The following is a 221-nucleotide window of genomic DNA, read 5'->3' on the forward strand; positions in this document are numbered from 1 at the left end:
CCTGTTGACTCAACTGATAGTTCTGATCCTTGTAACGTAGTAGTTACGCGTACTTGGACATTTACTGATAGCTGTAATAATACATCTAGTGTGTCGCAAATAATTACTGTTTCTGATACTATTGCGCCTGTAGCTCCAGCTGCTCCTGCTGATCTAACAGTAGAATGTATCGATGATGTACCTGCTCCTATAGATTTAACAGCAACGGATAACTGTGCTGG

The 221-nt window shown here is 41.2% G+C and carries 1 protein-coding gene; it reads left to right on the forward strand.

Annotation, left to right across the window (positions count from 1 at the left end; translation table 11 throughout):
* Positions 1-221: HYR-like domain-containing protein (locus OS191_RS15595; protein WP_267153688.1), on the forward strand; the 221-nt coding region annotated here is incomplete at both ends.

It is taken from the genome of Xanthomarina sp. F2636L (assembly GCF_026410195.1).
GTDB lineage: Bacteria > Bacteroidota > Bacteroidia > Flavobacteriales > Flavobacteriaceae > Xanthomarina.